This is a genomic window from Pseudoalteromonas sp. P1-9 (assembly GCF_001399975.1).
GTDB lineage: Bacteria > Pseudomonadota > Gammaproteobacteria > Enterobacterales > Alteromonadaceae > Pseudoalteromonas.
Map to the genome: position 1 here is coordinate 1 of NZ_LKBD01000030.1, position 22,989 is coordinate 22,989.

The 22,989-nt window shown below is 41.3% G+C and carries 22 protein-coding genes and 1 pseudogene; 5 read left to right on the forward strand and 18 right to left on the reverse strand.

The genetic code is table 11. From position 1 onward, the window contains the following. Positions 1-234: pseudogene (locus AN214_RS22270) on the forward strand (integrase core domain-containing protein); the annotation flags it as partial. 34 nt (positions 235-268) lie between these two features. Here AN214_RS22270 and nqrM read toward each other — a convergent pair. The 14 genes from nqrM to AN214_RS16110 form a co-directional block, all read right to left on the reverse strand. Continuing rightward, entirely contained in the window at positions 269-481 is a 213-nt protein-coding gene (gene nqrM / locus AN214_RS16045; protein ID WP_010561776.1) for a (Na+)-NQR maturation NqrM, read from the reverse strand. 172 nt (positions 482-653) lie between these two features. Beyond that, complete coding sequence (locus tag AN214_RS16050) at positions 654-1,676, reverse strand: FAD:protein FMN transferase (protein WP_054980656.1); 1,023 nt, start codon at positions 1,674-1,676, stop codon at positions 654-656. 96 nt (positions 1,677-1,772) lie between these two features. Continuing rightward, positions 1,773-2,999: an NADH:ubiquinone reductase (Na(+)-transporting) subunit F gene (nqrF, locus tag AN214_RS16055; protein ID WP_054980657.1), complete on the reverse strand. Its 1,227-nt coding sequence runs from the start codon at positions 2,997-2,999 to the stop codon at positions 1,773-1,775. Positions 3,000-3,019: 20 nt separating this feature from the next. Next, positions 3,020-3,628, reverse strand: coding sequence for an NADH:ubiquinone reductase (Na(+)-transporting) subunit E (gene nqrE / locus AN214_RS16060; protein WP_010561779.1), 609 nt, complete (start codon positions 3,626-3,628; stop codon positions 3,020-3,022). A 10-nt stretch (positions 3,629-3,638) separates the two neighbouring features. Further along, positions 3,639-4,268 (reverse strand): NADH:ubiquinone reductase (Na(+)-transporting) subunit D, encoded by a 630-nt coding sequence (locus AN214_RS16065; protein WP_054980658.1) that lies wholly within the window; start codon positions 4,266-4,268, stop codon positions 3,639-3,641. Next, positions 4,268-5,014, reverse strand: a complete 747-nt coding sequence (locus AN214_RS16070) for a Na(+)-translocating NADH-quinone reductase subunit C (RefSeq protein WP_010561781.1) — start codon at positions 5,012-5,014, stop codon at positions 4,268-4,270. The genes AN214_RS16065 and AN214_RS16070 overlap by 1 nt, the downstream gene beginning before the upstream one ends. Continuing rightward, positions 5,007-6,206, reverse strand: coding sequence for an NADH:ubiquinone reductase (Na(+)-transporting) subunit B (locus tag AN214_RS16075; RefSeq protein WP_054980659.1), 1,200 nt, complete (start codon positions 6,204-6,206; stop codon positions 5,007-5,009). The genes AN214_RS16070 and AN214_RS16075 overlap by 8 nt, the downstream gene beginning before the upstream one ends. A 4-nt stretch (positions 6,207-6,210) precedes the next feature. Then, a complete protein-coding gene (locus AN214_RS16080) occupies positions 6,211-7,554 on the reverse strand; it encodes a Na(+)-translocating NADH-quinone reductase subunit A (protein WP_054980660.1) in 1,344 nt (447 codons plus the stop codon). Between the two features lie 374 nt (positions 7,555-7,928). Further along, complete coding sequence (gene fabV / locus AN214_RS16085) at positions 7,929-9,116, reverse strand: enoyl-ACP reductase FabV (protein WP_054980661.1); 1,188 nt, start codon at positions 9,114-9,116, stop codon at positions 7,929-7,931. A 133-nt stretch (positions 9,117-9,249) separates the two neighbouring features. Beyond that, entirely contained in the window at positions 9,250-10,347 is a 1,098-nt protein-coding gene (locus AN214_RS16090) for a TRAP transporter substrate-binding protein (protein WP_054980662.1), read from the reverse strand. 30 nt (positions 10,348-10,377) lie between these two features. Beyond that, the gene (locus AN214_RS16095; protein ID WP_054980663.1) at positions 10,378-11,757 is read right to left on the reverse strand and encodes a TRAP transporter large permease subunit; all 1,380 of its coding nucleotides are present in this window, start codon (positions 11,755-11,757) and stop codon (positions 10,378-10,380) included. Beyond that, complete coding sequence (locus tag AN214_RS16100) at positions 11,757-12,299, reverse strand: TRAP transporter small permease subunit (RefSeq protein WP_054980664.1); 543 nt, start codon at positions 12,297-12,299, stop codon at positions 11,757-11,759. The genes AN214_RS16095 and AN214_RS16100 overlap by 1 nt, the downstream gene beginning before the upstream one ends. A gap of 117 nt (positions 12,300-12,416) precedes the next feature. Beyond that, positions 12,417-12,725, reverse strand: a complete 309-nt coding sequence (locus AN214_RS16105) for a BolA family transcriptional regulator (RefSeq protein ID WP_054980665.1) — start codon at positions 12,723-12,725, stop codon at positions 12,417-12,419. A gap of 29 nt (positions 12,726-12,754) precedes the next feature. Continuing rightward, positions 12,755-13,366 (reverse strand): alpha-ketoglutarate-dependent dioxygenase AlkB, encoded by a 612-nt coding sequence (locus tag AN214_RS16110; RefSeq protein ID WP_054980666.1) that lies wholly within the window; start codon positions 13,364-13,366, stop codon positions 12,755-12,757. 42 nt (positions 13,367-13,408) lie between these two features. Between AN214_RS16110 and AN214_RS16115 the strand changes: the two genes are divergently transcribed. The 4 genes from AN214_RS16115 to AN214_RS16130 are packed head-to-tail and all read left to right on the forward strand — an operon-like array spanning position 13,409 to position 17,174. Then, on the forward strand, positions 13,409-14,578 hold the full coding sequence (locus AN214_RS16115; protein WP_054980667.1) for a methyltransferase: 1,170 nt from the start codon (positions 13,409-13,411) through the stop codon (positions 14,576-14,578). Between the two features lie 2 nt (positions 14,579-14,580). Continuing rightward, positions 14,581-15,141, forward strand: coding sequence for a YajG family lipoprotein (locus AN214_RS16120; protein ID WP_054980668.1), 561 nt, complete (start codon positions 14,581-14,583; stop codon positions 15,139-15,141). Positions 15,142-15,153: 12 nt separating this feature from the next. After that, entirely contained in the window at positions 15,154-15,774 is a 621-nt protein-coding gene (locus AN214_RS16125) for a peptidylprolyl isomerase (RefSeq protein ID WP_054980669.1), read from the forward strand. Between the two features lie 44 nt (positions 15,775-15,818). Continuing rightward, the gene (locus AN214_RS16130; protein WP_054980670.1) at positions 15,819-17,174 is read left to right on the forward strand and encodes an AmpG family muropeptide MFS transporter; all 1,356 of its coding nucleotides are present in this window, start codon (positions 15,819-15,821) and stop codon (positions 17,172-17,174) included. A gap of 42 nt (positions 17,175-17,216) precedes the next feature. On the opposite strand, the gene AN214_RS16135 is transcribed toward AN214_RS16130, so the two are convergent. The 4 genes from AN214_RS16135 to erpA form a co-directional block, all read right to left on the reverse strand. Beyond that, complete coding sequence (locus tag AN214_RS16135; protein WP_010561794.1) at positions 17,217-17,456, reverse strand: helix-turn-helix domain-containing protein; 240 nt, start codon at positions 17,454-17,456, stop codon at positions 17,217-17,219. Between the two features lie 578 nt (positions 17,457-18,034). Then, complete coding sequence (locus AN214_RS16140) at positions 18,035-21,151, reverse strand: efflux RND transporter permease subunit (protein WP_054980671.1); 3,117 nt, start codon at positions 21,149-21,151, stop codon at positions 18,035-18,037. Beyond that, positions 21,135-22,253, reverse strand: coding sequence for an efflux RND transporter periplasmic adaptor subunit (locus tag AN214_RS16145; protein WP_054980672.1), 1,119 nt, complete (start codon positions 22,251-22,253; stop codon positions 21,135-21,137). The genes AN214_RS16140 and AN214_RS16145 overlap by 17 nt, the downstream gene beginning before the upstream one ends. A gap of 271 nt (positions 22,254-22,524) precedes the next feature. Continuing rightward, positions 22,525-22,863: an iron-sulfur cluster insertion protein ErpA gene (erpA, locus tag AN214_RS16150; protein ID WP_010561797.1), complete on the reverse strand. Its 339-nt coding sequence runs from the start codon at positions 22,861-22,863 to the stop codon at positions 22,525-22,527. Between the last annotated feature and the right edge of the window lie 126 nt (positions 22,864-22,989).

The following is a 22,989-nucleotide window of genomic DNA, read 5'->3' on the forward strand; positions in this document are numbered from 1 at the left end:
TAAAACATAGAAAAGTCATTTCACCTCTTATCCATCATTCAGATAGAGGTATTCAATATTGCTCACATGAATACCAACGCATACACGAAGAATATGACATAACGTGCTCAATGACAGATGGGTATGACTGCTGCGAAAATGGTGAAACAATCCATTGATATCTATAATCAAAGAAGGCCACACACGGCTTTAAAATACAAAACGCCCGATGAAATACATCGAGCGTTTTATTAAAAAAAGTGTCAACCCATGCTAGGACGGGTCATGATTAAATGATGCGATCTTTATTCCAGCGACGCTCTTTTGCTAAACGCTGTTTACGTGCTTCACATGGGTCGTCGCAGTCACATACTTTATCTATGCCCATTGCACCTAAGCCACCACAGCTACTCGCCATTGATTTCTTTTGTACAATTACACCCACAGCCATTGCTAGTGCAATAATAACGAGTAATCCAAAAGTAAGAAAAAATATAGACATAGTTGGCCCCTTAAAAAAGTGTCGCAATTATACGCGCTCAAGACAAAAAATGTAATATTGAATTGGCTAATACTTGACCCAAAGCAAGCCAAAATTCAAAACAGTCTCACTCTCAAATATGCAAATCGAGCAACTCAAAACACCTAGTTGCTCCGTAAAGCAAATAAATAACTTACAGGTACGGCTTAAACGCGTTGCTGGCGTAAGTTTCCAAACCTTTTGGCGTTTTACTAATGAGGTAAACGGCCAAGTTATGTTGCTCTGCATATTGTTTCGCTTGCTCAGTGCCCATTACTGTTAGCGCGGTAGCTAAACCATCCGCTGTCATTGCTGACGCATGAAGCACTGTTACCGACACTAAGTCCTGACGCACCGGCTTGCCCGTTTCAGGATGTATAAGATGAGAGTAATGTACGCCGTCAACATCGTAGAATATACGATAGTCACCTGAAGTCGCCATCGCGATATCATTTACACGAATTAACTTATGAAATTCGCGTGTACCAGGTTCACTATCGGGTTGTTCAATCGCCAGCACCCAAGGCACATTGTTTGGCTTGTGACCTGAAGTACGAATTTCACCACCTATTTCAACCATATAATTAGTTAACGACAGTGAATCTAAATACTCGGCTACTTTATCAATGCCAAAGCCTTTAGCGGTAGCTGAGAAACTAATCTCTAGTCCTTCTACTGTTTTCATCAGGCCTTGTTCTGATAGCTTAAGTTTATCAACACCAATATGTTGCTTTATTTCAGCAATCACCTCATCACTTGGAATCGTTTCAGGACGATTATCTGGCCCAAAACCCCATAAATCGATTAAAGGTCCCATAGTCACATCAAGCGTCTTTGTGCTTAAGCCTAAACGAATTGACTCAGCGGTAACGCGGCGGAAATCTTCAGAAATAGGAAAGTTTTGATACGCAGCTAAACGGTTAAACTGATTGATTTCAGAATCAGGAATATACGTAGACATGGATTGGTTTACGTCTTTCAACAGGCTTGTTACATCACTGAATAAGCTCAGCTCCTGCACTCTTTGTTCTGGCACAAATACCTTAATTGTGAAAGTGGTGCCCATAGTCTTGCCTTGCAACAACACCTCTTGCATCTTGGTTTCTTTAGCCGCCTGTTCACAGCCAACCAAGGTCAGTAGAATCAGAAAAAAAGCAAAATAGTATATTCGTTTCATAAACTTATTATCTTGTAATAAAAAAGGCTCCTAAATCATTATAGTCGATTTAGGAGCCTGAATTGTATCGTAAAAATTTATCTTTTTACCTGTGAATTAACCACCGAAGTCATCAAGTAGGATGTTTTCATCTTCAACACCCAAGTCTTTCAGCATGTTAATTACTGCCGCGTTCATCATCGGCGGACCACACATGTAGTATTCACAATCTTCCGGTGCTTCATGATCACGTAGATAGTTTTCATAAAGAACGTTATGGATAAAGCCTGTGTAACCTTCCCAGTTATCTTCTGGTTGTGGATCTGATAATGCACAATGCCATACGAAGTTATCATTCTCAGCCTGTAGGCCGTCAAAATCTTCAACATAGAACATTTCACGCTTAGAACGCGCACCGTACCAGAAGCTCATCTTACGGTCAGAGTTAAGACGCTTAAGCTGGTCGAAAATGTGTGAACGCATTGGTGCCATACCTGCACCACCACCTACGAATACCATTTCTGCGTCAGTGTCTTTCGCGAAGAACTCACCGAACGGACCAGAAATAGTCACCTTGTCACCTGCTTTAAGTGACCAAATGTAAGATGACATCTTACCGCAAGGTAAGCTTAAATCACGCGGTGGTGGCGTAGCAATACGCACGTTAAGCATGATAATGCCTTCTTCTTCTGGGTAGTTAGCCATTGAATATGCACGGATAGTCTCTTCATCAACTTTTGACTCAAGAGCAAAGAAGCCAAAGTGCTCCCAGTCACCACGATATTCTTCAGGAACATCGAAATCAGCATATTTTACATGGTGAGCTGGTGCTTCAATCTGGATGTAACCACCTGCACGGAAAGGTACAGATTCGCCATCAGGAATTGCAAGCTTAAGCTCTTTGATGAATGTCGCTTTGTTATCATTTGAGATAACAGTACATTCCCACTTTTTAACACCAAAAATTGACTCTTCAAGTTCAATTTCCATATCGCCTTTAACAGCAACCTGACACGCTAAACGACAACCTTCACGTGCTTCACCTTTAGTAATATGGTCAAGCTCAGTTGGCAGAATGTCACCACCACCTGAATGAACGTCTACGCGACACTGACCACATGAGCCACCGCCACCACATGCAGATGATACGAAGATACCTGCATCGGCTAATGCGCCTAATAGTTTTGAACCTGGCTGTGTGATAATCGCTTTTTCAGGATCACCATTAACACCAATCGTTACGTTACCGCTAGGTACTAGTTTTGATTTAGCCGCGATGATAATCAGGACTAAGATCACAACAATAGCGATAAACATGCTTACGCCTAATACAACTGTTTCCATCGTATAGTTTCCTCGCTACCTTAAAGTGAAATACCAGAGAATGACATAAAGCCAAGACCCATAAGACCTACAGTAATAAAGGTAATACCTAAACCACGAAGACCATCAGGAATATCAGCATACTTCATCTTCTCACGAATACCCGCTAGCGCAACAATCGCAAGCGCCCAACCAACACCAGAACCAATACCAAATACAACTGATTCAGTGAAGTTATAGTTACGCTCAACCATGAATGCTACTGCACCAAAAATCGCACAGTTTACGGTGATAAGTGGTAAGAAGATACCCAGCGCGTTGTATAGCGGTGGGAAGAACTTATCAAGTGCCATTTCAAGGATTTGCACAAGTGCTGCGATAACACCGATGAATGTTAGGAACTTAAGGAAGCTTAAGTCAGCTTCAGGGTAACCTAACCACTCAAGTGCACCAGGTGCAAGCAAGTTGTGGTAAACCAAGTTGTTTACTGGTACTGCAACACCTAGTACGAAGATTACAGCAACACCAAGACCTAAAGAGGTAGTAACTTTCTTTGATACCGCTAAGAATGTACACATACCTAGGAAGAAAGAAAGCGCTAAGTTTTCAATGAAAACCGCTTTGATAAATAGATTAATATAATGTTCCATCTCTTACCTCTTATGCTTTCTCTACTTGGTCTTTCTTATAAGTACGAAGTACCCAAATGAATAAACCAATGATGAAGAAAGAACTTGGTGGAAGAATTAGAAGACCCATTGGCTGATAGAAACCACCTTCAGAAACTAATGGTAAGATTTCAACATCAAACAGCGTACCTTTACCAAATAGTTCACGAATGAAACCAACTGTTAGTAGTACTACTGAGTAACCAAGACCATTACCAATACCGTCTAAGAAAGACATCATTGGTGGCGATTTCATTGCATATGCTTCCGCGCGGCCCATTACAATACAGTTAGTAATGATTAGACCAACGAATACCGAAAGCTCTTTCGCTGTTGCGTAAACAAACGCTTGTAGCGTTTGGTCAACAACGATTACTAACGATGCAATAATCGTCATCTGTACGATAATACGTACACTTGATGGAATGTGGTTACGGATCATCGAGATGAATAAGCTCGAGAAAGCCGTTACTAATGTCAATGCGATTGACATGATAAGCGCATTTTTAAGGCTTGAAGTTACTGCTAGTGCAGAACAAATGCCCAGTACTTGAAGTGCAATTGGGTTGTTCGCAAAAACAGGACCAAATAAGACTTCTTTCATTTCTTTTGAATTAGCCATTAGTTCAATGCTCCTTCACGTACTTTCGCTAGGAATGGGCCAAACGCTTTTTCGCTTGTCCAGAACTTAAATGTGTTATCAACACCTACAGACGTAAGCGTTGCACCCGATAAACCATCCACTTTATGCACATTGTTACCCGCTGTACCTTTTACGATATCAACTGGTAATTGTTTATCTTCCCAAGTCGCAGTCCACTTAGGGTTTTGGATTTCACCACCTAGACCCGGCGTTTCATTGTGCTTGTAGAAGTTAATCGCTTTAACTGTTTTAGTGTCAGTATCTAACGCTAAGAAACCGTACATAATACCCCAAAGGCCGTAACCTTGAACTGGTAGAATGATTGTTTCTACTTTACCGCTGTCATTTTTTGCAAAATAAACTGGCGACTCAGTTGTCATGCGCTGAACACCTGCTTTGTCATCTTGCTTGTCTAGTTTGATGCTGCGTTTAGCATCGAACTTAGTCATTTCAAAATCAAAGCTGTTTGGATCAGTGTCAACGAACTCACCTGTTTTCATATCAACAACGCGAGCTTCAATGTTTGCATTGAATGTTTCAGACACATTTTTAACGTCAGCAAAACCAGCTGCAGCTAGAATGTTACGCTGAACGTCTTGTGTTTTATTTGCTTGCTGTAGCGGACGAAGCTGCACAGCGGCAAGCGATACAACTACCGCGCACACTAAACATAAGCCAACTACAACACCAAGTGTTTTGCCGATAGATTCGTTATTACTAGCCACGAGCCAATCTCCTCTTGATGTTCGACTGAACTACAAAGTGGTCGAATAACGGTGCAAACAAGTTAGCAAATAGAATTGCTAGCATCATACCTTCTGGGTATGCAGGGTTTACAACACGGATTAAAACAACCATTACACCAATAAGAATACCGTACGCCCACTTACCTTTATCTGTGAAAGATGCAGAAACTGGGTCGGTCGCCATGAAGAACATACCAAATGCGAAGCCACCTAGCACTAGGTGCCAATGCCAAGGCATAGCGAACATGTTATTGGTTTCAGAGCCGATACCATTTAATAGGAATGACATTGCAACCATACCTGCAAACACACCTAGTACGATGCGCCATGAAGCGATACGGAAGTAAATTAGTGCTAAACCACCAATCATCAGTGCTAGTGTCGACGTTTCACCTACAGAACCTTGAACGAAACCGTAGAATGCATTCCACCATAGCTCCATGTTGCTATAGTCAACGCTACCAACAACCGCTTGGCCGAGCATAGTCGCACCAGAGAAACCATCTACCGCTGTCCACACAGTATCACCAGAGATTTGTGCAGGGTATGCGAAGAATAGGAATGCACGACCAGCAAGTGCTGGGTTTAAGAAGTTACGGCCTGTACCACCAAATACTTCTTTCGCCATTACTACACCAAAGGTAATACCTAGTGCTACCTGCCAAAGCGGAATTGTCGCAGGCAAGATAAGAGCGAATAGTACCGATGTTACGAAGAAACCTTCGTTAACTTCGTGCTTACGAATCGATGCAAAGAGTACTTCCCAGAAACCACCTACAGCAAACACAGTTGCGTAAATTGGTAGGAAGAAACAAGCACCGTAGAACATTTTAACGCCCCAGCCCGATGTTGCAGTTAATTCACCGCCAAACATTTGGAATAACGCAACCTGCCATGAATCACCTAAAGCGAAACCATTAGCAAGCGCGATTGACGCTTGATGACCAATGTTAAACATACCGAAAAACATAGCTGGGAATGTCGCCATCCACACTAAGATCATAATACGTTTAAGGTCGATATTATCACGTACGTGAGAGCCGGTTTTAGTTACATGACCTGGCGTGTAGAAAATAGTCGCAGCTGCTTCATACAGCGCATACCATTTTTCGTGTTTACCACCTGGTTCAAAATGCGGCTCGATATCTTCAAGAAACTTCTTTAAGCCCATGGGATTAACCTTCCTTCTCAATAGTAGTCAGGCGTTCACGAAGGATTGGACCGTACTCGTATTTACCTGGACAAACGAAGGTACATAGCGCTAAATCTTCTTCATCTAGCTCAAGTGCACCTAGCGAAATCGCACCATCTAAATCACCTGCGATTAAATCACGCAGTAATAAAGTAGGAAGGATATCTAAAGGCATAATGCGCTCGTAGTTACCGATTGGCACCATAGAACGGCTTGAGCCACCTGTTGAGGTCGTCATTTTGAATAAACGACTAGGCGCTAAATGCGATAGGAAAGTACGTGTTACTGAGAATTTCTTCGCACCTGGAGCAATCCAGCCGAATAATTCTTTTTCACGACCTTCTAATAATGCTGTGATCTGAGTGTGGTAACGACCTAAGAAAGCATGAGGGCCACTTGCCGTAGTACCCGAAAGTACAGAACCAGAAATCACACGGTTTTCGCCATCTTCTAACTCACCAGCAACGATGTCATCCGTAGATGCGCCTAGTTGAGTTTTGATTAAGCGTGGGTTTTTAACAGTAGGACCTGCTAACGCCACAACGCGATCAGTGAAGATTTCACCTGTTAGGAATAGTTTACCGAATGCAATCACATCCTGGTAACCTAAGTGCCATACTTGCTTTTCAGCAGAAACAGCGTCTAAGTGGTGAATGTGAGTACCTACTAAACCTGCTGGGTGCTTACCACCGAACTCATGTACTTCTACTTGAGCTACAGATGAAGAAGGAACAGTTGCACCAGGCGCCTTACATACAAACACTTTACCGTCAGTTAGGCGAGAAACAACCGCAAGGCCTGCTTCAAACGCTTCAGCTTGTTCAGCAATAACAATTGCTGGGTCTGCTGCTAATGGGTTAGTGTCAATTGCAGTAACAAAGATCGAGCTTGGCGTTGAATCCAAAGCTGGAACTTTACTGAATGGACGGGTACGAAGCGCCGGCCATTGACCTGATTCAACCAGTACTTCTTGCACTTTTGCACGGTCAAGGCTCGCTAGCTCACCCGCCGAAAAAGACGCAAACGTTTCTTGCTCACTGCCGTTAACTTCAATAACAACAGATTGCAATACACGCTTAGCACCGCGATTGACTTCTTTAACAACACCAGAGGCTGGTGCAGTATACTTAACGCCAGGATTCTTTTTGTCGACAAAAAGAACTTGGCCTTTCTTGACTTGGTCATCCACACGAACATGCATGGTAGGACGCATACCAATAAATTCTTCACCTAGCACAGCGACTCGTTTAACGGCAGAACCGTCATGAATCACCTGCGAAGGTGCGCCTTCAATTGGCAAGTCCAGACCTTTTTTTATGTTGATCATACGCACTTGCATTACATTAATGAAAAGAAACTGAAAAATCTAACCATGTACCACCAAACATTCACGAAAGTGCAAATATTAGGCGATACAATCGAATCTATACATATTCCCCGAATTTTAACATTAATTCGGATGACTATGCGAGTCTAAATTGAAATTTATGCTTACAAATTAAAGCCTAAAATTTGTACTTTACAAGTTACTAAACGCTCTAATCTACTGGGTCGATCACCATTTTAATTAAATCAATTAGCCAAAAGTGTAATGTGAGAAATTTTCAGGGGAAGAAGATTGGTGGAATTAAGAATTAAGAGTTCAGAATATCGGCGCACTACAACACCCACCTTCTGAACTCTAAAAAGAGACTCTGAGTTTTACACTAACTCGATATCTGCAACTGGGTTTACGTCAGCGTCGTAATCTACGCTGTCGATACCAAAACCAAATAGTTTTAAAAATTCATTATGGTAGCTCACGTAATCCGTAAGTTCGTCAATTGAATCGCTATCTACAGTATCCCAAATAGTTTGTACGCGAGCTTGAACGTCATCTTCCAACTCTTTGTAGTTTTGGAATAAATGGCCGCCTTCGTCAAATCGTGGGTTGTCACCGTAAAGGTTTTCACGGAATAAACCATTGATCTGCTCAATTGTACCTTCGTAAGTGCCATCTTCTTTCATCACTTTGAATAGACCAGAAATGTAAAGTGGCATAATTGGAATTGCAGAGCTCGCTTGCGTTACAACAGCATTTAGTGAAGAAACATACGCTTCACCATTTAGGTTCGCTGTTTTCTCTTTAATTGCTGCGGCTGCACGATCTAAGTCTTCTTTTGCTTTACCGATTGTCGCATGGCCATAAATTGGCCACGTTAATTCTTTACCAATGTAGGTGTAAGCTGTTGTTTTAAAACCATCAGCAAGTACATCAGCCTGTTGTAGCGCATCAAGCCACATTTCCCAGTCTTCACCGCCCATAACTTTTACAGTATTAGCGATTTCTTCTTCACTTGCTGCATCAACAGTTACTTCATCGATAACACGCTTAGACGTGTTTAAGTTTTTAGTTGTTACAGAGTTACCAATTGGCTTAAGTACTGATGAATAGGTTTCACCTGTATTTGGATCGGTACGACGTGGTGAAGCAAGGCTGTAAATAACTAAATCAACTTTACCTAGCTCTTCTTTAATGGTTGCAACTGTTTTTTCTTTTAATTCGTTAGAAAATGCATCGCCATTAATGTTTTTTGACCAAAGGCCAGCGGCTTCAGCTTCTGCTTGGAATGCCGCTGTGTTGTACCAGCCTGCAGAACCTGTACGCTTTTCCGTACCTTCTTTTTCAAAAAACACACCTAATGTTTTTGCGCCTGCGCCAAATGCTGCTGTAATACGTGATGCAAGACCGTAGCCAGTAGATGCACCAATTACTAATACGTTGTTAGGTCCAGTTTCTAATTGGCCTTGAGACTTCACATATTCAATTTGCTCTTTCACATGAGCTGCACAGCCAACTGGGTGCGCGTTTGTACAAATAAAACCACGAATTTTAGGCTTGATAACCATAAGTTAATTCCACTTTTACCTAATAAAATCTTTTAAAATTGTTGCTAGTTTAAAGCAAAGCACTGATAAACAGGTCTGATCAGCAAATAATTTTCATAAAAAAGGGGCTTACGCCCCCTATCATCTTATCGTGTTATCGATTCGAATAATATTCCATTTCTGAAATCTGATGATACGCCTTAACTTGCTGTAAAAACTCTGAGTAAGAACGCCATACTTTTGCTACGGCTTCGTCATTGCGCGCTTGTTCACTAATTACTTCCATTGTGGCCGCCTTTAATGCCTGCATAACTTCTGGCGAGAATTTACGCAGCTTCACATTGTGCTTGTTTTTAAGCTGATCAAGCGCAGTATTATTGCGAGCCGTATACTCATCTAACATATCTTGGTTTGCAGTGCGCATCGCTGAAGTCACAATGGCCTGCAAATCACTCGGTAAAGATGCATATGCCTCTTTATTAATTAGAAACTCTAAATTCGCGCCTGGTTCATGCCAGCCAGAATAATAGTAAAACTCTGCCGCTTTATTTAAACCAAAGGCCAAATCGTTATACGGACCAACCCACTCGGTAGCATCAATTGCACCGGTTTGCAGTGCAGTGAAAATTTCACCACCAGTAAGCGATAATGGCACGCCGCCGAGTTTTTCAAGCACTTCACCACCTAAACCCGGAATACGCATCTTTAAGCCTTTTAAATCCTCTACGCTATTCACTTCTTTTTTAAACCAGCCCGCCATTTGTACGCCGGTATTGCCACCGGCCGCAGGAATTAAGTTATAAGGTTCATAGAGCTCTTTCCATAGTTCCATACCACCGCCATGGTGAAGCCAACCGTTAACTTCTTGTGCATTCATGCCAAACGGTATTGCGGTAAAGAACTGCGCCGCAGGAATTTTACCTTTCCAATAATAAGCTGCGCTGTGGCCCATTTCAGCGGTACCGCTCGATACGGTATCAAATACCTCGAATCCAGGGACTAATTCGCCTGCGCCATACACTTTAATTTTTAAGCGGCCATTACTCATTGCCTCCACGTTTTGTGCAAAACGCTCAGGCGCTGTGCCGAGCCCTGGGTAATTTTTTGGCCAGCTGGTCACTAGCTTCCATTTAAAGCTTTGTTGCTGTTCGACCGTATTTGTTGTTGCATTACTGGTTTGTTGTTCTTGACCACAACCACTTAAGCCAACCGCCAAGGCAATTGAAGTGATTAGTGCACTTAGTTTTTTCATGCTTCCTCCGTGCGTTCCATTGCAATGATTTTATGCATAAAGTTGGCTAGGCAACCACGTTACTAAACTTGGGAAAGCCGCCATTAACGCCAATAAAATCAATTGAATAATAATAAAAGGTATCACGCCTTTGTAAATTTGCGAGGTTAACACCGATTTTGGTGCAACACCGCGTAAATAAAACAGTGCAAAGCCAAAAGGCGGGGTTAAAAATGAGGTTTGTAAATTCACCGCTATCATAATGCCAAGCCAAATAGGATCTGCCCCCATCATTAATAAAATCGGTGCCACAATTGGCACCACAACAAAGGTGATTTCAATAAAATCTAAAATAAAGCCAAGTAAAAACATCACTAGCATCACAACAAGCATGGCACCAAATAAGCCACCGGGTAATGCTGCAAACATTTCAGCAATCAGTTCTTCGCCACCAAACCCTCTAAAAACCAGTGAAAACAGAGATGCGCCAATTAAAATCATAAACACCATAGCGGTGACTTTAGTGGTGCTTTGCATTACTGCATTTAGATTTTTTAAATTAAACTGTTTTTGCCAAATAGCTAAAATAATGGCACCAAATGCACCAACACCGGCGGCTTCTGTTGGTGTAGCAATACCAAATAAAATAGAACCTAGTACAATAAAAATCAGCATCAGTGGCGGCACTAAAGCGACAAATAGCGACACTTGCTTGCGCTTTTTAATATGCTCAATATCTTCATCCAATAATGCAGGAACTTGTTCTGGCTTAAATACCGCAACAAACACTGAGTACAAGATATAAAGGCCTACCAAAATGATGCCAGGGATCACCGCACCTGCAAATAAATCGCCCACACTGACATTCTCTGGCGAGAAAATTCCCATATTAAGTTGTGCTTGCTGATAGCTACTAGATAACACGTCACCCAGTAATACCAATGCGATTGAAGGCGGAATGATCTGCCCAAGCGTGCCCGTTGCGGTAATAATGCCACAGCTATATTGTTCGCTATACCCGCGCTTTAACATGGTTGGCAATGCCAATAGACCCATAGTTACAACGGTTGCACCCACAATACCGGTACTTGCGGCAAGCAACATGCCCACTAATGTAACCGCGATGCCCATGCCCGCTTTGCGTTTACCCATAACTACTGCCATGGCGTCTAGTAAGTTTTCAGCAACTTTCGATTTTTCCAGCATTACGCCCATAAAAACAAATAACGGCACGGCAATTAAGGTGCTATTAGTGACTATGCCAAATAAACGATTTGGCAACGCATGCAAAAACGCCCCGTCAAAAATACCAAACAGACTACCAATACCAGCAAAAATAAGTGCTGTTCCCGCCAGGGAAAATGCCACAGGGAAACCCATTAAAAGTACTACGCAAATACATATAAAGAGTAAAATTGCCATGTATTCCATTACGCTTCTCCTTTATTGAAAAGCGTATTTAAGCTCTTACAAATTTCACTTAGGCTTTGTATCAGTAATAAAATACACATCAACGGGATCAAGCTTTTTAATAGGTAAACAAATGGTAGGCCGCCTGCTTCTTGCGATTGCTCTTTAATTTGCCAAGACACGGCAACATAATCGAAACTTACAAACAGAATAAAAATGGCAACAGGCCACAATAGCACTAAGTGACCTACTAAATTAACAAAGGCTTTTTTTGCTTTTGAGAAGCGACGATAAAACACATCAACACGCACATGCTCATCGTGTTTTAACGCGTAGCTACAACCCAACATAAATAAATAAGCATGAAGATAAAGCACGCTTTCTTGCATGGCTATCCAACCAAGACTAAAGCCATAGCGCAATAGCACGATTAAAAACATAATCAGCACCATCGCAAAACTAAACCATGCCACCGTTTGCCCTATTCGCTCTATAAAAGCATCAAGAAGGTTAGCGATTTTAATTAAATGTGATGAAGAGGAATTAGAGTTGACTGCACTCATTGTTAATTATTGTTATTATTTTAAAAGGAAAAATGTAACACCTAATTAACAAAGAGAAAAGTCCAACCTGTTGCACATCAAAGGCTGGACATTAGAAAATTGAGGTATATTTGTTACTTACTGATCAAATTTAGAACCACCTAAGCACTTAGGCGAATTAGGAATATCAGCATTTTTCCACTGCGTTTTGGTATAAGTATGAATCGCTAACGCATGAATATGATTCGCTAGTTCATCAGCAAGGACTTCGTTGATCATACGATGACACTGTAGTAAACGCTTACCTTCAAAATCGTTACTAACAACAATCACTTTGAAATGTGATTCTGTGCCACGACTGTGCATATGGCTTTCATTAATCACTTCTAAATGTTCACAAGAAAACGCATTTTTTAGCTTTGATTCTATCTGCTCTAACATCGACATAATTAATTCTCATTAAAAATTTTCGCCTATTATATGCCACAAACAGTGCGAAACGTCAGATTTATTCGACCATCATTAACACGCTTTTGTACCGGTAATGAATGTTGATAATCGCGCTGACTATCTCCTGTCATCAACAAACAACTGCCATTACTAAGAATTAGATCCGTCACTTGCTTTGAGGTGTTTTCGCGTATTTTAAACTTGCGTGAGCTACCTAGGGAAATCGACGCTATGGTTGGGGAAAACCCCAATTCAGGCTCGTCATCCGCATGCCAACCCATTTTATCTTCGCCATCGCGATACCAGTTAAGCAACGCTGCATTAAACTGTGTGCCAAACCAATTATTAAGGCTATTTTTTAAATTAAGTACGCTGGCATGCCAGGGCTCAGGCAAAAACAGTTGATTAGAATAGCGGTAGCCAGTTCCCGCATCGCCCATATAAATTTGCTTTCGCGGAATAGTATGCTCTTTGTTAAAAATGGTCAGCGTTGGTTGCTGCCACTCTAAAGCCAGTAATTGTTGATACAAGGAACGCGCTTTTTGCTCTGCAATAAAGTGTTCAAAATAATAAAAGTCTGGCGCGACACATTGCGCCTTATTTATTCGCTCAATGCTGTTAGAAACATTCCAAGCCATGATAAACTACTGCACCTTTAAAAATAAATTCACAACACCGTTATGTCGCAAACATCTTCAGACTCACAGCTAAATGAAATTGCTCAATTAGGTGAGAACACATTTACCCTATCACGCTTTCCGCTCAAACAAAAAAACGCGAGCTTACAAGCATGGGATGCGGCTGATGAGTATTTAGTAAATTATATAGAACAGCAGCAGTTAGTAGAAAACAGCAGCAAAGTACTGATCATTAACGACGGTTTTGGCGCACTGGCCTGTGCATTTAATCATTCATTCATCTACCATCTGAATGATTCGTTTGTGGCAGAACAGGCTGCGCATTACAACCTTGAGCAAAATCAGCTCACTAGTGAAAACACGGTGTTTTTAAAAAGCTTAGATGCTCTACCAAACGATCTTGACCTAGTACTTATAAAAGTACCGAAAAACGCGGGTTACTTAACTTTTTTACTTAGCCAATTGAGTAAAGTTTTACGCCAAGACATCCCGATTATTGCTGCAGGTAAAGCAAAAGACATCCACTCATCTACCATTCAGTTATTTGAACGTTTTTCAGGGCCAACAACAACATCACTCGCAGTTAAAAAAGCCCGTTTAATTTTAAGTAAACAACACAACAAGCCACAAGAAAGCAAGTTTCCAATCACTTGGCCTCTTGAAAAAACGCAATTTACCATCACAAATCACGCCAACGTGTTTAGTCGTGACTCATTAGATATTGGTGCACGCTTTTTTATCAATTACTTACCACAAGGAAATAAAAAACAGCGCATCATCGATTTAGGCTGTGGCAATGGTGTCATTGGTTTAACCACTCTTGAACGCTGCCCCAACGCACTTGTTACCTTTGTTGATGAGTCAGCAATGGCTGTTGCATCAGCTAAACACAATGTCGCAGCAAATCTGCCAGAACAGTTAGAAAACTGCACTTTTTTACACAATGACTGTCTCACAGGTGTAGAAAGTAATAGTGCCGATTTAATTTTATGCAACCCGCCATTTCACCAACAACAAGCCGTTACGGACCATATTGCATGGCAAATGTTTGTTGATAGTTTCCGCTGTTTACGTGACGGTGGCGAATTGCGTATTGTTGGCAACCGCCATTTAAATTACCATGAAAAGCTAAAACGCCTATTTGGTGGCTACAAACTATTAGGCTCAAATAAGAAATTTGTCGTTTTAAGCGCTAAAAAGAGAGCATTATAATTATGAATGCAAAATATAAAGTTACCGTTTTGGCCCTCACTTTGGGCTTTCTTGCTGGATGCAGCACACCGTCACAGAGATTTATATTCAGTCCTAACTATACACAAACACACCAAAAAATGGTGCAGCAAGATGTGAGTTTATCAGTCAACGACCGCCGTGCGAGCTTTACCACAGTTACCATTAAAAATAGCGATGGTAACCAAACGCTTGCCGATAAATACCTTGCAGAGTCAATTACGCCAGCAATTGAACAAGCATTAGCCCAAGTGGGTGCAAACAATAGCGGTATGGGTAAAGCGCTCGATGTTAATATTCAGCGATTAGATACCACGATTAAACAGCAATTACACAAACACACCACAATTACCAATACAGAGCTTGAAGTTGTGATTGAAACCACTGAGCACCGTTTTGCTAAGCGTTATAAAGGCAATAAGCAAAGTGAAGCGCCACTTAGCTTTGATAAAGCAAAAGTAGAACAGCAAGTTAATCGCTTAATTGAAGAAATGATCACACGTATTGTGACAGACCCTGAATTTGTTAACGCGGTTAATCGCTAGGAGTTACATATTATGAAGTATTTAATCTCATTACTCGTACTATTAATGAGCTTTTCAAGCGCTGCTAATCTGATTAAAAAAGGCGAGTTTGTGCAAAAAGATAACGCCTTCCCTTTGGTTAAATTCACCACCACTATGGGTGATATCACCGTTGAATTAGATCGTCGTAAAGCGCCTATTACGGTAAATAACTTTTTAGGTTACGTAGTTGATGGTGGCTACGAAGATACCGTTTTTCACCGCGTTGAACACGATGCAGAGCAAGAGCGTGACTTTGTAATTCAAGGTGGCGGTTACGATAAAGATTACGACGGTGCATACATGGGGCCTGCAATTCCAAATGAAAGTGGCAATGGTTTAAAAAACGATATGTACACTATCGCAATGGCCTATCAAGACCGTAAACCACATTCAGCCACACGTCAGTTCTTTTTCAATATGAACGACAATAACCATTTAAACCCTGGTCGTGAATGGGGCTTTGCTGTATTTGGCTATGTTACCGAAGGCTCAGAAACACTCGATAAAATAATGCGTGTTGAAACAGGCTGCCACGACAAACTGGGTTGGTGCTTTGTACCAAAGAAACCTGTCGTGATTTTAAAAGCACAAGTGCTTGATCCTATACAGTAAACATAACGCTCAATAATATGAATAATAGGTAAAGTAAAACAACTATGGTTACTGTTTCAGAGTATCTTGGCTATTTTAAAGATCGCCGCTTAATCAATGTATTTGCATTTGGCGTCGCGAGCGGTTTTCCCTGGATACTGATTGGTTCAGTAATGTCAGCGTGGCTGAAAGACGAAGGTTTATCACGTTCAATGATAGGCCTTTTTGGTATCGTCTTTGTGTGCTACAGCATTAATTTCTTATGGTCGCCTTTAGTTGATCGTGTAAAGTTACCCCTACTTCACAAGTTACTGGGGCAACGTCGCAGTTGGATTTTACTAAGCCAAGTGTTTATCTTGCTGGCAACCTTATGGCTAAGCCAAGTTGATATTCAAAACCAATTGCAAACCGTAGCACTGTGTTGTTTTGTTATCGCGCTTGCTGGTGCTACCCAAGATATCGCAATCGATGCCTTTCGTATTGATACTCTAAACGAGCACGAGACTCATAAAACAACGGCCGCCGCGACGATGGCAACGTCAGGTTGGTGGACAGGCTATGCGTTATTGGGCGCTGTGCCTTTTTACATGGCTGATCTACCCGACTGGCAATGGACACACGTTTACTTTGTGTTGGCACTAATAATGTTAGCCCTAATGCTAGGTGTGTTTTTTGCGAAAGAGCCCGATTCCAATCGCGAATATATTCATAAAGCGCTTGAGGCAGAGTTTATTCAAACTGACGCATCATTTTTAAAACGCATTGGCGCTTGGCTTTGGGTGACAATTGCCGAACCATTTAGAGCGTTTTTTAATCGTAACGGTGTAAAAACGGCACTCGCGCTGTTGGCCTTTATATTTCTGTTTAAAATTGGTGAAGCTTTTTTAGGAAGAATGTCGATTGTCTTTTACAAAGAAATTGGCTTTAGTAACTCACAAATTGCCACCTACTCTAAACTTGGTACCGGCTTAATTACCATTGTATTTGCCTTTCTCGGCAGCTTATTTAATTCACGCTACGGTATTGTAAAAGGCTTATTTATTAGCGGCATTGCTATGGCGGCTTCTAACTTAATGTTTTCGCTTATTGCTATGGTGGGACCAAAAGAGAGTCTATACGCTATGGCCATTTTGGTCGATGGCTTTACTCAAGCATGGTCGTTAGTCGCTATGGTGGCATTTATCTCAATGTTATGTGACCGTGCATTTAGTGCAACACATTATGCGTTACTTGCATCGTTAGGAAATTTGGGAAGAACATTTTTATCAGGGTCGTCAGGGTATTTAATTGACTACTTAAATGGGAATTGGGCGCTGTTTTTCTTACTTACAGCACTAATGGTAATACCGTCTTTAATTTTCTTATTTTTAATTAGGAAGCGCCTAATGGCATTGGAAGCAAGCTTTCATAGCAAGCAGTAGTGCATCCATGCATCATTAAATTACTTAAAATAAAGTGAATGTTTATTCACTTTTTAATAGCGTTAAGCCTTCAATTGGATCTATTTCAAGCGCTTGGCAGTAACGAATAAATTCAACAACATCTAAACGACGTTCTTGGTTTTCAATTTTACCAACAAATGAATGCGGTGTTCCAAGAACCTGTGCAAGGCTGCGCATAGTGTGGCCTTTCTCTTGGCGTTTTACTTTAAGCCATTGTGTTAAACGCGAATTTTCTTCCGACGCAACTGTTTTCCCCATCATAATTACTTCTCCTATTGATGATTGGAAATGCTCTATTCTATCAACCCACTTAAACCACACTGAGAATATTGGTAAGAATACACAATACCTAGCATAAAATTTTAGTTAGCACATTCTACCTACTTTGAGTAAATGCCCTACAAATTTTGCGGTTAATCTACAAATTATAGCGACCAAATGCAGGAATTAGATTGATCCAGTATAAGTAATTATTAAAAGTGCATAAAAATTTAGTACTAATATTTTCGTCTATCGGTCAAAGTGACTAGCTAAAATATAGTCAATATTTTCAATTGTGGCAGACTTCCGCGTTTTGCTATAACCTAATAAAACAATAAATAAGTATTCATCTTTATGATTAGATTGTTTTTTTTACTACCAGTTTTACTGTGCTTTGCGTGGTTTTACTTTCTTAAGGTAAACAACATCCCGTTAAAACAAGGGAAGAAAGGCTTTTTTTATATTCTCGGTGTTAGCTGCGTTATCTTGGCGTTTTTTACCCTGATGCTACACCTGACGAAAACAAACTAGCATAAAAAAAGAGCATCAATTGATGCTCTTTTCATTTTTAACTTAAGCTAGCTTGCCAGTTTGTGCTCTACAATCTCGGCATCTTGATATTGCATCGGCTTTTTTCTAAGAGCCAATAAGCACGGTGTGAGTACTAAGGTGAGCACTGTTGCAAAGGCAAGGCCTCCGGCCACAGCTGTTGCTAATTGCACCCACCATTGCGTTGACGGCGCACCAAACGCTATTTCTCGGTTAAATAAGTCGATATTAATTTGCAGTACCATAGGCATTAAGCCCAGTATCGTGGTAACGGTTGTTAGCAGCACAGGTCTTAGGCGCTGAGCACCAGTTCGCAAAATCGCCTCGTGTTGGTCCATACCTTGTCTGCGCAGAACATTATAGGTATCAATCAATACAATATTATTGTTAACCACTATTCCTGCTAATGAAATAACACCGATGCCCGACATCACAATGCCAAATGGCTGTTGCAAGATAATCAAGCCTAAGAATACACCCACCGTTGAAAACAGCACTGCACTTAAGATCAGCATTGCTTGATAGAAACTATTAAATTGAGTAACTAAGATAATGCCCATCACAAAAAGTGCCACTAAAAAGGCTTTTTCTAAGAACACCATAGATTCATCTTGCTCTTCATTTTCACCACGCACTTTTAGTTTCACGCGAGGGTCTAGCCCTTGCGCTTCAAGTTGCGCTTGCAAGCGCGGTAATGCCTTACCTAGTTGTTGACCTACTCTAACATCAGCATTCACCGTAACTACTCTGTGGCTATCAACTCGATTGATGGTATCCACTTTTTGTACCGCTTTACGCTCAATAAAGTGAGTAATTGGCACTTGACCGTGCTGAGTTTTTACTCGCAGCGTTTCTAATCGGCCTAAATCACGTTTATCTGCTGGAAAACGGACACGAATATCAATTTCATCATCGACATCATCAGGGCGATATTCACCTAGTTTCAAACCGTTAGTTACCATTTGCACGTTAGCGCCAAGCATGGTTGCATCTGCTCCAAAACGCGCGGCATCTGCTCGGTTTAGTTTGAGCTGCCATTCAATACCTGGTTTTGAGGCTGAATCGTCCACATTCACAAAAGCGCCGTCGTTTTCTATCGCATTACGAATGCGGCGCGCCTCTTCATTTAATACATCTGGGAACTTAGAACTGAGTTCAATTGATAAATCTTTGCCGCCGCCGGGACCATTTTCATCTTTGCGGATTTCAATTTCTACACCAGCCATATCTGAAGTATTGCCAAGCACTTCTTCAATAATTTGATCTGCCGGACGGCGTTTATCCCAGTCTTTTAAGTTCATACGCAGTGATCCGACGATATCTTTGCCACCGGAGCGAGAATACAGAGTTTTTATGCCCTCAACCGTTAAAATACGCGCTTCAATATCTTTCATGATTTGGTCTTTTTCATAAATCGACAAATCACCGTAACTGCGCACCTTTAAGTTAATGCCATTCGGCTCTACATCAGGAAAGAACTCAACGCCAAGCCCTGACATGCCGTAACTAATAAACACTAAAAAAGAAAAACCAATCGCGGCAAATAAACTCAGTAATGGACGCTTAATCGCACGGTCAAGTAAGCGAACATAACGCCCTGTTGCGCCTTTTAATTGTGTTAGGTTACCTTCTTCCGCTACCAATAGGTTTTGCTTTTGTTCTTCTGTCAGCGGGCGAACTTTACCAATTAAACTACCAATTGTTGGCACAAATACCAGCGCCATTACTAGTGACGCAGAGAGTGTGGCAATTAAGGTTATCGGTAAATACTTCATAAATTCACCCATCATACCCGGCCAGAAAATCAGCGGTGCAAATGCCGCTAACGTAGTAGCTGTTGATGCAATAATTGGCCATGCCATGCGCTTAGCAGCAACCGCATAAGCTTTTTTACGCGGCATGCCTTCACTCATCATACGGTCGGCAAATTCACTCACAACAATGGCGCCATCTACCAACATACCTACCGCCATAATCAAGGCAAACAGCACAACAATGTTGACCGTTAAACCAAATATCGCAATCACTAAAATACCTGTGAGGAAAGAGCCTGGAATGGCCACTCCCACTAAAAACGCGGAGCGCGTGCCTAAAATCGCGATAATCACAATAACAACTAAAAGCACGGCAGAAAGCACATTATTTTGTAAGTCAGACAGCATGTCTTTTACGTCTTTACTCATATCACCGGTGTAAGTTACTTTGATATGATTTGGCCAAATTGCTTTGCTTTCTTCCACTTTGGCTTTGACTTGATCAACCGTATCAATAATGTTTTCACCAGCACGCTTTTTTACTTCGAGCGATACCGCTTGTTGGCCATTAATACGTGCAATCGAATTTGGATCTTTATAAGAGCGTCTAATTTGCGCAACATCCATAAAGCGTACAACTTTATCACCCGATACTTTTACCGGTTGTTCCATAACATCTTGAATAGTTTCAAAAACAGATGGAATTTTTACCGCAAAACGGCCCTTACCCGTATCCAGTGTGCCCGCAGCCACTAAGCGGTTATTATTGGTGAGTAAGCTATAGATATCATTTTGGTCAAGACCATACGACTCCATTAAAAGTGGGTCGACAACAATCTCAACCATGTCTTCGCGCTCGCCGCCGATTTCGACCTCTAATACACTTGAGATTGATTCCAACTCATCTTTTAAATTACGTGCGAGCGTTAATAAGCCGCGTTCAGGAATATCGCCCGAAAGCGTTAAGGTAATTGTTGGTTGCTGATCTTCCATCAATACTTCGTGTACTTCTGGCTCTTCGGTTTCCGAGGGCAGTTTAGCTTTTGCAAGCGACACCTTGTCGCGCACATCAGCAAGCGCTTCTTTTGGATCAGAGCCTGCGAAAAACTCAAGCGTAACGGATGCGTGACCTTCACTGGCAACCGCCGTCATTTCCTTTACCCCTTCGATAGCCCGCAGTTCTATTTCCATAGGGCGAACTAACAAACGCTCTGCATCTTCTGGCGAAATGCCATCATGTACTATCGATACATAGATAAATGGAATAGTGACATCAGGATTCGCTTCTTTTGGAATATTTTGGTAGGTCACCCAGCCCGAAATAATCAATAAAATGAATATTGATAAAACGGTACGAGTGCGACTGAGTGAAGCATCAATTAATGTGCGCATTATGCTGCCCTCTATACTCTTGCTCATTCGCAAACACAGGTTCAACCGTATCGCCAATTCGCACAAAACCTTGACCTAGGGTAATCACATTTGCGCTTTCGCCAAGTCCAGCCATCCACACGCCTGAGGCTTCTGACTTCACAACATCAATCGGCGAAAACACCACGCGGTTATTGTTATCAACCGTTTTAACACCAATGTTGCCGTCTTCATCGAGTGCCATAAATGCTGGGCTTAAATGAATCGCGTTTACTTCATCATAAGTAATATCAAGCTGGGTAGAAAAACCTGCACGGTATCTAATATTTGGGTTATCAAATGCCGCTTCAATTTTAAATGTGTTAGTGCCCTCATCAGCAACGGAAGCGATGTAACGAATTTTTCCACTATAGGTTTTATTGTTAATAAATAAACCCGTTACGCTTTGCCCTACACTTAATCCCATCACTTCTTTTTGCGTTACATCGGCGCGTACCACAAGTGGGTTTAAATCAGCCAATTCTAAAATTGGGTCACCACGCCCCAAGTAATCACCTAGTTCAACAAGGCGCTGATTAATTACACCAGAAAATGGGGCTTTAATTTCTGTTCGTTTAAGCGATAGTTCAAGATTTGCAAGGCTCGCCTTTGCCTGCTCTAAACTTGCCTTTGCACGCGCTAACGCAGATTGATCATTAAGTCCTTTTTGCTTTAGCTTGAGTGCTCCTTGGTACTCTACTTCGCTTTGTTCAAGTAATGCTTTTGCAGCGGTAATTTGTGAATCTAAATCGGACTTATCGAGTTTAAGAATAACCGTACCTTGCTCAACAAACTGACCCTCTTTAACAAGAATCTCAATTACTTCACCTTCTTGACGAGCGGCAACACTGGCAACCTTATTTGGTTCGGTGCGACCATAAAGCTGCAATGAACGGTTAATTGGCTTGGCCTGCAAGGTTTCAACTTTAACTTTAGCAATACGCTGCTGGGATTCAGAGGTGCTTTGCTCATTGGCATTTGAGCCACCTGACATCATCCATAAGATAATAAAAACAGTAATAAAAATAGCGATGATATAAGGCTTTTCGTTTAGCTGAGTGCGTAGCTTGTTAAATAGGTGCATTCCTGTCTCCGGAACTGATGTGGCAGATATTTCCTTATTTGATGATAATACTTCTCAACAATATATGTAAGTTAAAAAATGTAACACTCTGCACTCGAGCGTGTTGTTATTCGTGGTCTAAATTCTGGTCAAATCCAACGCTTTTTGATAGCGGCGTTGCTTTGCAAGCCTAGTGGGCTAAGTCAAGAAGCAACAACAAAAAACCATCAAATTCAGGCACAAAAAATGCCACATAAAGTGGCATTTTAAATTTTACTATTTGTGTATTTAGTTAAACACTAAATGATGCGCCACAACCACAGGTTGTTGTTGCATTTGGGTTGTTTACGAAGAAACGTGAACCCTCTAGACCTTCGGTATAGTCTACTTCACCATCAACTAGGTACTGAAGACTCATTGGGTCAACTACTAGAGTTACACCGCTTTTCTCGATTTCTAAATCGCCCGGATTGGTTTTCTCATCAAATGTAAAACCATATTGGAAACCTGAACACCCACCGCCCGTTACGTAAACACGTAATTTTAATGCTGGGTTTTCTTCTTCCTCGATAAGCTGCTTTACTTTGTTTGCAGCATTTTCGCTAAATTTAATTGGTAGTTGATCAGACATACTTCGACCCATTTATATGAATGGCCGAATTATCTAATACCTGACCAATTTAATCAAGTTTAGCGCTATTCCCTTTGGTGATATTAAAGTAACGAAGTATCTAACGCATTTATTGCTTTAGATCAT

Bases quoted from the DNA above. Each gene is read 5' to 3' on its own strand.
- nqrM (WP_010561776.1), bottom strand. From the start codon at position 481: ATGTCTATATTTTTTCTTACTTTTGGATTACTCGTTATTATTGCACTA.
- AN214_RS16050 (WP_054980656.1), bottom strand. From the start codon at position 1,676: ATGAAACGAATATACTATTTTGCTTTTTTTCTGATTCTACTGACCTTG.
- nqrF (WP_054980657.1), bottom strand. From the start codon at position 2,999: ATGGAAACAGTTGTATTAGGCGTAAGCATGTTTATCGCTATTGTTGTG.
- nqrE (WP_010561779.1), bottom strand. From the start codon at position 3,628: ATGGAACATTATATTAATCTATTTATCAAAGCGGTTTTCATTGAAAAC.
- AN214_RS16065 (WP_054980658.1), bottom strand. From the start codon at position 4,268: ATGGCTAATTCAAAAGAAATGAAAGAAGTCTTATTTGGTCCTGTTTTT.
- AN214_RS16075 (WP_054980659.1), bottom strand. From the start codon at position 6,206: ATGGGCTTAAAGAAGTTTCTTGAAGATATCGAGCCGCATTTTGAACCA.
- AN214_RS16080 (WP_054980660.1), bottom strand. From the start codon at position 7,554: ATGATCAACATAAAAAAAGGTCTGGACTTGCCAATTGAAGGCGCACCT.
- fabV (WP_054980661.1), bottom strand. From the start codon at position 9,116: ATGGTTATCAAGCCTAAAATTCGTGGTTTTATTTGTACAAACGCGCAC.
- AN214_RS16090 (WP_054980662.1), bottom strand. From the start codon at position 10,347: ATGAAAAAACTAAGTGCACTAATCACTTCAATTGCCTTGGCGGTTGGC.
- AN214_RS16095 (WP_054980663.1), bottom strand. From the start codon at position 11,757: ATGGAATACATGGCAATTTTACTCTTTATATGTATTTGCGTAGTACTT.
- AN214_RS16100 (WP_054980664.1), bottom strand. From the start codon at position 12,299: ATGAGTGCAGTCAACTCTAATTCCTCTTCATCACATTTAATTAAAATC.
- AN214_RS16105 (WP_054980665.1), bottom strand. From the start codon at position 12,725: ATGTCGATGTTAGAGCAGATAGAATCAAAGCTAAAAAATGCGTTTTCT.
- AN214_RS16110 (WP_054980666.1), bottom strand. From the start codon at position 13,366: ATGGCTTGGAATGTTTCTAACAGCATTGAGCGAATAAATAAGGCGCAA.
- AN214_RS16115 (WP_054980667.1), top strand. From the start codon at position 13,409: ATGTCGCAAACATCTTCAGACTCACAGCTAAATGAAATTGCTCAATTA.
- AN214_RS16120 (WP_054980668.1), top strand. From the start codon at position 14,581: ATGAATGCAAAATATAAAGTTACCGTTTTGGCCCTCACTTTGGGCTTT.
- AN214_RS16125 (WP_054980669.1), top strand. From the start codon at position 15,154: ATGAAGTATTTAATCTCATTACTCGTACTATTAATGAGCTTTTCAAGC.
- AN214_RS16130 (WP_054980670.1), top strand. From the start codon at position 15,819: ATGGTTACTGTTTCAGAGTATCTTGGCTATTTTAAAGATCGCCGCTTA.
- AN214_RS16135 (WP_010561794.1), bottom strand. From the start codon at position 17,456: ATGATGGGGAAAACAGTTGCGTCGGAAGAAAATTCGCGTTTAACACAA.
- AN214_RS16140 (WP_054980671.1), bottom strand. From the start codon at position 21,151: ATGCGCACATTAATTGATGCTTCACTCAGTCGCACTCGTACCGTTTTA.
- AN214_RS16145 (WP_054980672.1), bottom strand. From the start codon at position 22,253: ATGCACCTATTTAACAAGCTACGCACTCAGCTAAACGAAAAGCCTTAT.
- erpA (WP_010561797.1), bottom strand. From the start codon at position 22,863: ATGTCTGATCAACTACCAATTAAATTTAGCGAAAATGCTGCAAACAAA.